Source organism: Acinetobacter sp. 18QD2AZ41W (genome assembly GCF_009829025.1).
Lineage (GTDB): Bacteria > Pseudomonadota > Gammaproteobacteria > Pseudomonadales > Moraxellaceae > Acinetobacter > Acinetobacter pseudolwoffii.
In genome coordinates, this window is record NZ_WURP01000004.1 from 259,162 (window position 1) to 272,145 (window position 12,984).

Genomic DNA, 12,984 nt, shown 5'->3' on the forward strand with positions numbered 1-12,984 from the left:
CAATTTTCAGTATATCAAGATCAAATCTAAATTCACCTGTTTTCATGGCTGTTTGTCGATGAATTTCGCTTGCCTGTTTATGGTGAAATGGTACCTGCTCACAGAATTGTCATATTTATTAATTAAGCTGTAGTCACAAGAAAGAAAAATGATAAGGTGAAGAAAAGAAATGCAAAGCGTAATTCAAATGACAGATTATTTTAAAGACAACTCCCCAAAAACAACACGCCCTTTAGTGGCTCTCTATTGTGGTTCACGTGCCGGCAACAAACCGATTTATTTAGAAAAGGCGATTCAACTCTCGCAAGGACTGGCAGAACATGGTTTCGGGCTGGTCTATGGTGGCGCCAGTATTGGCCTGATGGGACAGGTCGCGGATGCCATGATCCAGCATGGTGGTGAAGCCGTTGGGGTGATTCCCGAGTTTATGCTGGACTATGAAATTGCCCATAACCAGCTGACCGAATTACATGTGGTGACCAGCATGCATCAACGCAAAGCCATGATGGCGGATCGGGCCTGTGCCTTTGTAGCCTTGCCGGGCGGTCTGGGTACCTTTGAGGAAATTCTGGAAATTGCCACCTGGGGCCAGCTGAACCAGCACCAGAAACCCATGATGCTATATAACGTTAACGGTTTTTATGATGCCTTGATTATGCAGCTGGACCGTGCCGTTGAAGACGGGTTTTTGCCTCCCCAGCATCGCGCCAAACTAATTGTTTGCGAAGATGAAAATGAAATTTATAGCTCATTAACCAATTTGGGCCATCCACAAAGATTTGTGGTTTAAAGCATTCAAAGTAAAAAAGCGAGCACTGGGCTCGCTTTTTTTATGGATTATGGCTGCTAGTTATTGACCATAATTCGTCACAAAATCATAGAACACCGGCAATGTGGTCGCCAGAATCACAGACATGGCCAGACCGAACATTAGTTTCATCGCATCTGCACTGACATTACGTGACGTACGATGTTTATTGACTTCATCCAGAATCATCGACATGGCAAATTCACGACCTGCGAGTAACCCAAGGAACACCCAGGTGGTACTCATTGGAATATTGCTCCATTCTTTAAAGATCAACAGGATAATGGCATACAGGAAGTCGATAATCGTCGCAGCACGAATGTCGGTCACGCCGGTTTTGGTGTCGACAATGTTCTGGATGGCTCCGCCACGTTGATACAGAATCACGCCCAGCAACACCACGAATACCGTAATCGCAAACATCAGGAATTCAAACGGCACCTGACGTGGTACATACACGAAGATGTTGGCCAGATCCTGAATCAGCCATTGGCTCCACAGGAAACCGGTAGAGACCCACTGCAAGCCCATCCAGACCTTGGAGTGCTCCTGATGACGTGTCTTGGCAAAATGGCGTGCCAGCTGCTTGACCACAAAACGATAGATGACAATCGCTACAATAAAGGCAACGGCATAGCCCATCATCGATTTGACCATCATCGAGCCTAAGCTGGCAGGAGAGAAAATCGTAAGCACCAGGAAGGTGGTACTGACTGGAATCCCGTATTTGGTCAGTAGTAACAGGAGAATTGGCGGCACAATGTACAGCCAGGTAATGCCACCTTCAGGGAAAGGAATCGTTTCTAAACGACCGTATGAGGCATCACCCACCCCAGATGCATACCAACCATAGACCAATACGACAATTAAAATTGAGCTGATATAAATCCACAACACCCACCATGGGCGATGTGAATTCGAAGAAATAAATGTCCCTAGGGTTTGAGGTACATCATTTCCGACAATAGAGTAAGCGGCTAAACAAAAGCCGATCACCATCAAAATCTCGATTGTCATAAAAACAAACCTATACGCGAGGAGATTTCAGCATTGCTGAAAAGTTGGCCCAAGATTATGACGGTTTTATTTCATTTTAATGACAACACTGTCATATATATGCCGGTCTTACAAAAAAGAGCAGCGAAGTGCTCTGAATCTAGCAGCTTTTAGCGGCTCTAGATCGACTTGATAAATCATAGGGCGACTCCCTGATGTCATTGCTCCCTTATGCCCAGAACATGACTTTACCATGACCGATTTCTTGCAGTTCCTTGACACACGACGCTATAAAAGTTGACACGCTTTATATACGACAGACTCGGCTGTTTCCTTTAAACTATTAAAAATTTTAAGCTTTCCATAATTATGAATGCCACGCCTACGCATCAAGCCTTAGATCCCGAATTCAGACTGCTGGTCTTGTTGGTATCGATCGGATTTTTTATGCAGGGGCTGGATACCACCATTATTAATACAGCTCTGCCCGCGATTGCACATAACTTACAGGCCGATCCTTTACGCATGCACAGTGTTGTGGTGGCTTATGTCTTGTCTGTGGCAGCCTGTATTCCCTTGAGTGGCTGGCTGGCAGACCGTTTCGGCGTCAGAAATATCTATTTTGCTGCAATTATTATTTTCTCTTTGGCCTCTTTGGGCTGTGCCTGGTCAGATAGTCTGAATGAATTACTGGCTTATCGCATCTTGCAAGGAATGGGTGGCGCCTTACTGCTCCCCGTCGGCCGTTTGGCCATGCTCAAGATCATTCCCCGTACCCAGTTTCTGGCCGCCATGAGCCTAATGAGTCTGGCCGGCCTGATTGGCCCCCTGATTGGTCCAACTCTTGGGGGCTGGATGGTGGAATATCTGTCCTGGCAATGGATTTTCCTGATCAATCTGCCGATTGGCTTACTGGGAGCGCTGATTACTTTTAGGGCCATGCCGAATGTCATTGAACCGCTGGTCGCTCGCTTTGATTATTGGGGCTTTGTCTTGCTGGTTGTGGCCATGGTGGGACTCTGTCTGGGAATTGAAAATTTTGCCAGTCCACAAAATTCGCTGTGGTGGAGTCTAAGCCTGATTCTGGCCGGAATCTTGGCGGCCTTGATGTATGCCTATCATTCGCATACGCATAGCAATGCCCTGTTCCGCAGTCGGCTCTTTAAAAATAAAATTTATGCGATTGGCATTCTGGGGAATTTTTTTGCCCGTCTTGGCGGTAACTCGATTCCATTTTTACTCCCCCTTATGTTGCAAGTCGCCTTTGGTTTTGAGCCCTTTATTACCGGTCTATTGATGATTCCAACCGTACTCGGCTCTCTGGCGTCTAAACCGATTATCCGAAAAATCATTCAGCGTTTTGGTTATCGTCGGGTTTTGCTGGTCAATACCTTATTGGTGGGTCTGTGTATTGCCAGTTTTGCCCTGACCACGGCGGACACCCCGATCTGGCTGCGTGCAATTCATTTCTTTATCTTCGGCATTTTAAATTCCCTACAATTTGTATCGATGAATACCCTGACTTTAAAGGACTTAAGCCAGCAGGATGCCAGTAGCGGCAACAGTTTCCTGTCGATGATCATGATGCTGTCAATGAGTATTGGGGTGGCGCTGGCAGGCACCCTGGTCAACATGCTGAGTGCCTATTACGGCGCTGACAATCTGGTGGCTGCTTTTCATGTGTCACTGATCTGTTTGGGCGGTATCAATATTATTGCGGCTTATATTTTCTGGCATATTCCTAAAAACACCCCTGTTTAATACGATATATTAACGCCAGGCGAATGCAGCCTTTAAGCTCAGGTTTAGATACAGGTAAGAACTGAAAATGCAAAAAAATCTGGCTCTGAACAGATTCAAACAGCCGCTTTTCATCGGGCTTGGCATTCTGATCGCCGTGATGATTATCGCCATGATTTATCTTTGCCTGATTAAAGCCCCTTCTGCGCATGCAGCAGATTATCCGATCCAGGGTTTCGATGTATCACACCATCAACAAGAAATTCAATGGCAGCAGATTTCGCCGGAAAAATACCGTTTTGTCTATCTGAAAGCCACAGAAGGTGGTGACTTTAAAGATACGCGTTTTCAAGAGAACTGGCTCAAGGCGCGGGAACGCGGCTTTCTGGTCGGTGCCTATCATTTCTATCGGCTTTGTCGCGATGGCAGCATTCAGGCACAGAACTTTATCGACTCCGTCCCCAAGCAAGCCAATGCTTTACCGCCGGTGATTGATCTGGAATATGACAGCAATTGCATCAATACCTATTCCAAAGAGCAGCTTCTAAACGAAATCCAGATCATGCACGATGCCCTGCAAAAGCATTATGGCAAACAGCCAATTTTCTATATTTCTAAAGCATTTTATAATATTGTACTGGCAGGATATTTTCCCGAAGTGCCACTCTGGGTACGCGAGTATAAGGGTCTGCCCGATTTAAACAACCAGCCCAAATGGACCTTCTGGCAACATAGCAATCAGGGTAAAATTCCCGGCATTAGTACAACTGTGGATCTGAATGTGTTCTATGGCTCAGAACAGCAGTGGCTGGATTTTCTGAAAATGAATGCAATTGCAGTACCATCATCTACTCATCAGGCCAAATAAAATCGATCGCTTGAAAACAAGCGCTTTATAAAAGTAGAAAAATAAGGAAATAAAAATCTTGAAATGGATTAAAGGTATTTTACTCAGTCTGGTGATTGTTCTGCTGCTCATAGCGGGTGCGCTGGCTTATCTACTGCAACCTTCAGGCAAGCTCAGTGACTTTCAGAACTGGCAGCCGCAAAGCAGTTCCTCTCGTTCTGGACTAAACGTTAAATTTTTCGGTGTTTCCACCCTGTTGCTGGATGATGGTCAGGATCAGATCCTGATAGATGGTTTCTTTAGCCGGCCGTCGTTGTCGCAAGTGATTAGCGGTCCAATTCAGAGTGATAGCGTGCTATTAAGGCAGCTAATTCAAGAGCATGAACTGCACCGGGCCAAAGCCATTCTGGTCAGTCACTCGCATTATGATCATGTTCTGGATCTACCGGCTTTACTGGAAATGCTTCCTGAAACCGCTGTCATCGGTTCACCCACTAGCCTGAATATCGCCCGGGCAAATCCCAAAGTAAGTCCGCAGCAGTTACACTCCGTCACGCCTAGGCAAATACAGCACGTCAACAAATTTCAAGTAACCGCAATTCCTTCACAACATACGCCAGCCACAGCGGTAAATGATGACCTAGGCGAAGAGTTATTCCAACCTTTAGCCCTGCCGGCCAAATTTTCCGAATTTAAGGAAGGCGGCAGTTTTGATTACCTGATTGAGCATTCAGGACACAAGATTCTGGTCAAGGCCAGTACCGGATTTATCCCGGATCAATTTAAAAACCTGCAGGTCGATACGTTATTTTTGGGTATTGCCCAGCTCTCCAGACAATCCAATGACTATCAGCGGCACTATCTGGCTGAAACCCTGCAAACGCTCAAACCCAAAGTGGTCATCCCGATACATTGGGATGATTTTTTCCAGCCTTTAAGCCAGCCGCTACAATTTTTACCCCGTCTTGCCGATGACACGCCAAAAAGTTTGAATCTTCTGATTCAGGCCGCCGAGGCACAAGGAACAAAAGTCGTTCTGCTCAGCGGACCGCAACCCTATTTACTCAACTCAGCCGTCGCTTCCCAATCCGATTAAAGCCCCTTAAGATAGCGGCTATGCGCAAAATTATTCATATCGATATGGATGCGTTTTATGCCTCGGTCGAGCTGCGTGAACGTCCAGAACTCAGACACCTGCCTGTGGTGATTGCCTCGCATCATCCCCGGGCGGTGGTTGTGGCTGCCTCCTATCCGGCACGCGAATATGGTCTATGTTCTGCCATGTCGATGGGACAGGCGCGCAAGCTCTGTCCGCAGGTCATCGTAATTGAGCCGGACTTTGCCAAATACCGTCAAGTTTCTGCACAGATCCATCAAATTTTCCAGCAATATACCGCCCTGATTGAGCCTTTATCGCTAGATGAAGCCTTTCTGGATGTCACAGAAAATTTACAACAGATTCCGAGTGCTACCGAGGTCGCCGTGCGGATTCGGGAGGATATTGTTCAAGTGACTGGACTGACTGCTTCTGCCGGCGTGGCACCGAATAAATTTCTGGCCAAAATTGCCTCGGACTGGCACAAACCGAATGGCATCTGTGTGATCAAGCCCTCACAGGTGCAGCGTTTTATTCAGAATCTGCCGCTGAAGAAAATTCCCGGGGTGGGTAAAGTCACCCAGGAAAAACTGAAAAGCCTGAATCTGGATACCTTGGGTGACTTACAACAGATGGATGAAGCCATTCTGATTCAGCATTTTGGTAAATATGGCCGGCGGCTGTTTTTATATGCGCAAGGCATTGATGAACGACCAGTCGAAGTAGAACGGGAACGTCAGCAGATTTCCAAAGAGACCACCTTTGATGATGATCTTTATTTAAATCAGTGCCATTCTTATTGGGAAGCTTTAGTTGCACAACTGTGGCAAAGCTTGCAAAAAAAACAACTTTCGGCTCGCGGCGTGACGGTCAAATTAAAGCTCAAGAATTTTCAGGTGATGCAACACAGTAAAAGTTTTAAGCAGCTCTTGCGCAGTCCGCAAGAATTAGCACAAGCCTTGGACTTACTATTGGATGATCTGCATATCGCGCCGCAGATGCAATTCCGGCTGATCGGTGTCGGCGTCTATCAACTCAGCGCCCCCGAGACTGAAACCCAATTATTACTGCTCTAAACGACTTTTGTTCATGTTTTGAACATCAGTTTAAAAATACAGCAACTTTATTTTTATATTTTGATTTTTTAGAGTACTCTATCTGCGCAATGCATTATCCATGTATATGCTGAGATGCTGAAAATCACCTTTACTTTCAGCATGCTGTCCTGTGATTGGCGTGACGATCAAATCCGAATATTACAGGGCAACTCTGATGTAACTCATGGACTTCCTTCCTGCATGTCTTCTGTAAATCTTTCTGTGGTTCAAGAACAATACGCGTAAAGCTGCGCTGTCTAGTTTTGTGGGTGCTATTGTCGATTGGTATGATTTTCTCCTTTACGGCATTGTTACAACCTTAATTTTTAAAGATCAGTTTCCACAGCATTGGTGAGAATATGGACACTCTGGCGGCATTGGCCACTTTTGGTGTTGGCTTTCTGTTTTGCCCTTAGATGGCATAGTCTTTGGTCACGTTGGTCACTAGCTTGGCCATAAGAAAATGCAGGTCTTAACCGTCGTCCTGATGGGAATTTCTAGCAATTACTTGGGCATGGACAAACAGTTCTTCTGGAATATCACCTTGATGGTCGGTGCAATCCGCTGTTTCAGCATTCCGTTTTTTGCCTGACGGGTGGATACATTTCATCATCAAAAAATGTGTGGCTAGAATAGTTTGATTGGTGCGCTCTCGGCCTTTTCATTCTTTATGGCACTCGATGCACAAAACACCTGAATGATCATTGTCGACATAATTTTACTGGCAAATGTTGCATACGACAGGGTGGTCAGGGCTCATCAACCGATTTTCACTTCCCTGTTCGGTACCGAATATCGCTACAGCGGTGCCGGCGTTGGCTATCAGATGGGCAGTATTATTGGTGGTGGTTTTACCCCATTTATTGCAGCAGTACGGGTGATTTGGGCAGACGGTTCATGGCATTATATTGCCCTCTATCTGGCAGTGGGTTGCTTGCTGACCGCACTGGTCGCAGCCCTGGTGCCCAAAACGCAGGATGAATAATATGACAGTGGAACGCTTACATATCTCGAAACGCTTTTCAGAAATTGCCATTGCAGGCAATCTGGTACATCTTGCCGGGCAACTGGCCACAGATGTTGAGCTGGATATCAAAGGTCAAACCCAACAAACTTTAGATATTATCGACCAGTTTCTGGCAGATGCCGGTACAGACAAAAGTCACATCATGTCGGTGACCATCTATTTAAAAGACATTGAAAAAGATTATGCGGCATTTAATGAAATCTGGGATGCATGGGTGGCTGATATCGAAGCATTACCTCGTACCTGTGTCGAGGCAAAACTTTATGATCCACGGGTTTTGGTTGAAATGACAGTCGTGGCCGTCAAACCAGAATAATGTGGCAAAATCGATATGCATAAAAAAGCATGCTCATGGCATGCTTTTTTATTTTAACCTACTGCTTTGATTTTACTGCGCTCTAAATCTGAATATAAATAATACTTTTTCAGATCATTGCTGACCGTATATTTGGGCATTTTCTTCATTTGCGCTTGCTCCTGCAGAAAATCTTGCCGCAACTGGTAATATTCCGGCACATCATCGTAGCGAATCACCCGATAACCGGCCATACTCAACAAGGCATCCTGAAAACCAGTCTGCTGTGGACGCTTCAAGATTAAAGGATCATCCACAGCCACAATGGCTATAATCTGATGCTGTTGATCCATAATCACAAAATCTGCAGTCAGGTTGCGATATTTATGTCGCGTCCGGTTAAATTTGGTGGTCATTAAGGCATCATAGGACACATGGGCCAAAATAATATATTCAGGTAATACTTCCTTCAAACGCGTGAAGGTCAATTGCTCATTCAGGTTAAAAATAGCACGCTGCTTTAACGCGCTGTCTTGTGGTTTGGAATTATTTCCGAGCGTTTTCCATGCCATGAGCACGACACAGAAGAGCAGGAAACTCCCAATCATAATATAGGTGGTCATGCCTCAATCCTTGCATTCTTATCATCATTTTTGTTTTATTGTGGTGCAGTATAAACTCACACTTTATTTTAAATAGGTCTTACAACTAATCTGCTTAGATACCCATACAACCGGTATCAAAACCTGATTCTGCGTTACCTAAAATGACATCTTTCCCTATGTCAATGAAAGTGGATTTAAGGTACTGATAATGCACTCTAAAACATCCCTAGAATTGATCGCAATACAAATCTGCCCAACTGTAGAACAATTCCGATAAAGTGTTATTTTTATATCACTTTTAAGCCAGACTTAATGTAAATAATACATCCTTTTACATTTTTCAGTCCTCGTTTCAAGCTACGTTACTTTACCTAAGTGCTAAAAAAAGACACCGAAGTGTCTTTTCTATTAACTCAATTATGCACGTGATTTAGGCTTTGCTTTCGGCTTTGATCCACCAAATGGTTTTTTGGCATCCCCTGTTTCACGCGGCGGTAGGCCTGTGTGCTGGGTCAGGATTTGACCACGCTCAGGACGCTTCTTGGTATTTGAAGGACGGGACTGAGCTTGTGCAGCCTTGCCACGATTTCCCTGCTCACCGGTACGTTTCTGCGAATCACCCGCCACTGTCGAGTTTTTCTTGCGCGCAGACTGGTATTGACCTTCTGCACTGCCAGCAGGCTGATAAGTCGGAATCAAATGCTGTTTGGAGTTACCAATCAAATCCTGACGACCCATTTCTCTCAGAGCTTCACGCAACAACGGCCAGTTGTTTGAATCATGGTAACGCAAGAAAGCTTTGTGCAGACGACGACGTTTATCACCTTTGACAATATCTACTTGCTCAGTATAACGTGCCACTTTGGCAAGCGGGTTTTTACCGGTGTAATACATGGTGGTAGCCGTTGCCATCGGTGATGGATAAAAGGTCTGTACTTGGTCAGCACGGAAACCGTTCTTCTTCAACCAAATCGCAAGATTCATCATGTCGTAATCGGTAGTCCCCGGATGCGCTGCGATGAAATAAGGAATCAGATACTGTTCCTTGCCGGCTTCCTTACTATAACGTTCAAACATCTGTTTGAAACGATCATAGGTTCCGATTCCCGGCTTCATCATTTTATTGAGTGGGCCTTTTTCGGTATGTTCCGGTGCAATTTTTAAATAACCACCGACGTGATGGGTTACCAATTCTTTGACATATTCAGGGTTTAAAACCGCTAAGTCATAACGTAAACCAGAACCAATCAAGATCTTCTTAATACCCGGTAATGAACGTGCTTTACGGTATAACTGGGTCAATGGTGCATGATCGGTATGCAGGTTCTGACAAACGCCCGGGAAGACACACGACGGTTTACGGCAGTTCTTTTCAATCTCTGGATCTTTACAGGCCAGACGGTACATGTTGGCTGTCGGGCCACCTAGGTCTGAAATAATCCCGGTAAAGCCCGGCGCCGTATCACGGATTTTTTCCACTTCACGCAGAATTGACTCTTCAGAACGGTTCTGGATAATACGACCCTCATGTTCTGTAATCGAACAGAAGGTACAGCCACCAAAACAGCCACGCATGATGTTCACAGAGAACTTGATCATGTCAAACGCTGGAAAACGCGCTTCACCATAAGCAGGATGTGGCAAACGTGCATAAGGCAGGTCAAACACATAGTCCATTTCTTCCGTGGTCAACGGAATTGGTGGCGCATTTAGCCAGACATCACGTTCACCATGCTTTTGTACCATGGCACGGGCATTGCCCGGATTGGTTTCTAAATGCAAAATTCGGTTGGCATGGGCATAAAGCACCGGATCTGCAGCCACTTCTTCAAATGCAGGCAAGCGAATTACGGCCAGTTCACGCGGTGGTAATTTATGTTTAATTGCTTTTGAAGCGGGTTGTAATTGCACGATTTGCGTATCAGGATCTAGCTCATCGCCGGCCCGCACAATCGGATTGGCGACAGGCTCTTTCTGGAAACCTTGATATTGAGTCAGACTATCTTTGTCTTTTTCAATTTCACAACCTTCCAGATCTTCAGTCATCACATAAGGGTTAATGATTGGATCGACACGGCCAATCGCATCAACATCATTCGAGGCAATTTCGACAAACTTTGCTTTCGATGCACGGTTATGTTTATTGACAATGAACGCAGTACCGCGAACATCGGTAATCTCGTGAATTTTTTCGCCACGCGCCAGACGATGCATAATTTCGGTAATTGAGCGTTCGCCATTGCCGTACATCAAAAGATCGGCTTTTGAGTCCATCAACACTGAACGACGGACTTTATCTGACCAGTAATCATAATGTGCAATACGACGCAGAGAAGCTTCAATTCCACCTAATAATACAGGCACATCTGGATATGCTTCACGGACACGCTGACAATATACAGTTGCTGCACGGTCTGGACGTTTATTTGGCTGATTATCTGGGGAATAGGCATCATCCGAGCGGATTTTACGGTCGGCGGTATAACGGTTGATCATGGAATCCATGTTCCCTGCCGTTACCCCCCAAGCAATATTCGGTTTACCCAGAACGCGGAACGCATCCACGTTGGTCCAGTCTGGCTGTGCAATAATACCGACACGAAAGCCTTGGGCTTCTAATACCCGGCCAATAATACCTGAACAGAAAGACGGATGATCAATATAGGCATCGCCACAGACCAGAATAAAGTCACAGCTGTCCCAGCCGAGTTGATCCATTTCCTCGCGTGACATCGGCAAAAAAGGCGCAGGGTCAAAACAAGACGCCCAATATTTGTCGTAATCAAACAACGCTTTTGGCGCAGTCTGCATGGTATAAGCAGTAGACATGGCTAGCAATTCTCGGCTGGCAGATGATAGGAGATCTAAAATAAGATCAAAGATGAAAGCCGATCATTTTACCATGAATTAGACCCAGCTTGCTTGATTATAATTTATACAAAATCAGGAACTAAGCGAATCAAGGCCTGGTCATCATCAGAATTGAAAGCAAAATGATCCGCAAGATAAATACACAGGGTTTATTTTATAGAGAAAAATCTAAATACGATGTTCTAATCTGAGCGGAGCTTGAAACTGAATGCCAGACCACTCAGCAACAGTAGTGTAATAAATGCAGTTAATCCACTCCAACCATAATTTTCCCAGACCAGTCCACTCGAACTGCCCAACACACTAGAACCGAGGTAATAACAGAATAAATATAGCGAAGAACCGACTGCCCGATATTGTAGCGACTGGATCGACACCCAGCTACTTGCAGTAGAGTGCGCCGCAAAAAATGAAAAAGTGAAGATTAGTAATCCGATAAAGACCAGAGCCAGCTGGTTGAGCAGCATGAGCGTTAATCCAAGGAGCATCATCAGCATCATGACGACCAATGTCTTGAATTTACCGTAATGCCGACCCCAATGTGCTGCTCGGGGGGAGCTATAAATACCAGCCAAATATGTCACCGAAATTAAACCAATCCAGGCCTGTGATAATTCAAAAGGTGCCTGAAGCAAACGATAGCTGAGATAGTTAAATATCGAGACAAAACAGCCCATCAGGATAAAACCTTGCAGAAATAAAATCTGAAGTTTCGGATCGGCCAGATTATGCCTGAATGAGTTTTTGAATCGATTAAACTTGATCGGATAAGCCTTAAAATGTTGCGATACCGGCAACAGATAATAAAATAATCCTGCAATACAGATATTTAAAATACCAATTATCAGAGTAGCAGATTGCCAGGAGATAAAATCCACCAGAACTCCGGCAATTAAACGCCCGCCCATACCGCCAATTGCTGTGCCAGAAATATATAAGCCCATAGCAAAACCGATATCTTTTTCGGCAATTTCTTCCCCGATATAAGTCATGGCCACTGCCGCCACACCACTGACACAGAGACCAATTAAGATCCGAATCAATAAAAATACCGACCAAAGAGATAGTATCGAACTGAGCATTAACAAAATTGCAATCAGTGCCAGGGAGCAGACCATCACCGGTTTACGTCCAAAACGGTCTGAAATCAGTCCGGTAAATAGCAAACCAATGGCTAAGGCAAGGGTAGAAAGTGATAAGGGAAAACTACTTTGAGTCGGACTGACCTGAAAATAATCTGCCAAAATGGGCATCATCGGCTGTAGGCAATACAAAGATGAGAAAATGGCAAAGCCGGCAAGAAATAAGGAAAAAAGTACTGCTTTAAACGCAGGAGAACCATATTCAATATGGCTTGAAGATGAATTTAAGGGCATATCAGCTCCATAGACTCCGCTAGTATATGCCTATTATTTTGATGAGCGCCGGGTTTTTAAGCGATATCCTGCTCAATTTTACTCATTTCCCTACTTTTCTTTTTCCCGCACATAAAGAAACACCCCCTGCTGATGCAGGGGGTGTTTCGAATAATGAGCTGGCGATGACTTACTCTCACATGGGTAACCCCACACTACCATCAGCGCAAAGAGGTTTCACTTCTGA

General features: G+C 45.0%; 11 protein-coding genes and 1 pseudogene. 8 read left to right on the forward strand and 4 right to left on the reverse strand.

The window, feature by feature from the left end; translation table 11 throughout:
• Positions 1–169 precede the first annotated feature (169 nt).
• A complete protein-coding gene (locus tag GVV58_RS08770) occupies positions 170–790 on the forward strand; it encodes a TIGR00730 family Rossman fold protein (RefSeq protein ID WP_074383679.1) in 621 nt (206 codons plus the stop codon).
• Positions 791–850: 60 nt separating this feature from the next.
• Here the strand turns inward: GVV58_RS08770 and GVV58_RS08775 are convergent, their stop codons facing one another.
• Positions 851–1,825 carry a hypothetical protein gene (locus tag GVV58_RS08775; protein WP_159516355.1) on the reverse strand — a complete coding sequence of 325 codons (975 nt, stop codon included), beginning with the start codon at positions 1,823–1,825 and terminating at the stop codon, positions 851–853.
• Positions 1,826–2,173: 348 nt separating this feature from the next.
• On the opposite strand from GVV58_RS08775, the gene mdtD reads away from it, so the two are divergent.
• From mdtD to GVV58_RS08805, 6 genes and pseudogenes are all read left to right on the forward strand, one after another.
• A complete protein-coding gene (gene mdtD / locus GVV58_RS08780) occupies positions 2,174–3,565 on the forward strand; it encodes a multidrug transporter subunit MdtD (RefSeq protein WP_159516356.1) in 1,392 nt (463 codons plus the stop codon).
• Positions 3,566–3,632: 67 nt separating this feature from the next.
• Positions 3,633–4,412 carry a GH25 family lysozyme gene (locus GVV58_RS08785; RefSeq protein ID WP_159516357.1) on the forward strand — a complete coding sequence of 260 codons (780 nt, stop codon included), beginning with the start codon at positions 3,633–3,635 and terminating at the stop codon, positions 4,410–4,412.
• A 58-nt stretch (positions 4,413–4,470) separates the two neighbouring features.
• Positions 4,471–5,487 (forward strand): MBL fold metallo-hydrolase, encoded by a 1,017-nt coding sequence (locus GVV58_RS08790; protein WP_159516358.1) that lies wholly within the window; start codon positions 4,471–4,473, stop codon positions 5,485–5,487.
• A 20-nt stretch (positions 5,488–5,507) separates the two neighbouring features.
• Positions 5,508–6,563 (forward strand): DNA polymerase IV, encoded by a 1,056-nt coding sequence (gene dinB / locus GVV58_RS08795; RefSeq protein WP_159516359.1) that lies wholly within the window; start codon positions 5,508–5,510, stop codon positions 6,561–6,563.
• A gap of 222 nt (positions 6,564–6,785) precedes the next feature.
• Positions 6,786–7,569: pseudogene (locus GVV58_RS08800) on the forward strand (hypothetical protein).
• A gap of 1 nt (position 7,570) precedes the next feature.
• Positions 7,571–7,927 carry a RidA family protein gene (locus tag GVV58_RS08805; RefSeq protein WP_005094519.1) on the forward strand — a complete coding sequence of 119 codons (357 nt, stop codon included), beginning with the start codon at positions 7,571–7,573 and terminating at the stop codon, positions 7,925–7,927.
• Between the two features lie 53 nt (positions 7,928–7,980).
• On the opposite strand, the gene GVV58_RS08810 is transcribed toward GVV58_RS08805, so the two are convergent.
• The 3 genes from GVV58_RS08810 to GVV58_RS08820 form a co-directional block, all read right to left on the reverse strand.
• A complete protein-coding gene (locus GVV58_RS08810) occupies positions 7,981–8,529 on the reverse strand; it encodes a hypothetical protein (protein ID WP_100329445.1) in 549 nt (182 codons plus the stop codon).
• A gap of 399 nt (positions 8,530–8,928) precedes the next feature.
• Positions 8,929–11,340 carry a YgiQ family radical SAM protein gene (locus GVV58_RS08815; RefSeq protein ID WP_005169087.1) on the reverse strand — a complete coding sequence of 804 codons (2,412 nt, stop codon included), beginning with the start codon at positions 11,338–11,340 and terminating at the stop codon, positions 8,929–8,931.
• 224 nt (positions 11,341–11,564) lie between these two features.
• Positions 11,565–12,758: an MFS transporter gene (locus tag GVV58_RS08820; RefSeq protein WP_159516360.1), complete on the reverse strand. Its 1,194-nt coding sequence runs from the start codon at positions 12,756–12,758 to the stop codon at positions 11,565–11,567.
• 26 nt (positions 12,759–12,784) lie between these two features.
• Between GVV58_RS08820 and GVV58_RS15535 the strand changes: the two genes are divergently transcribed.
• Positions 12,785–12,984, forward strand: a 200-nt coding sequence (locus GVV58_RS15535; protein ID WP_216070545.1) for a hypothetical protein, incomplete at its 3' end; no start/stop codon positions are given.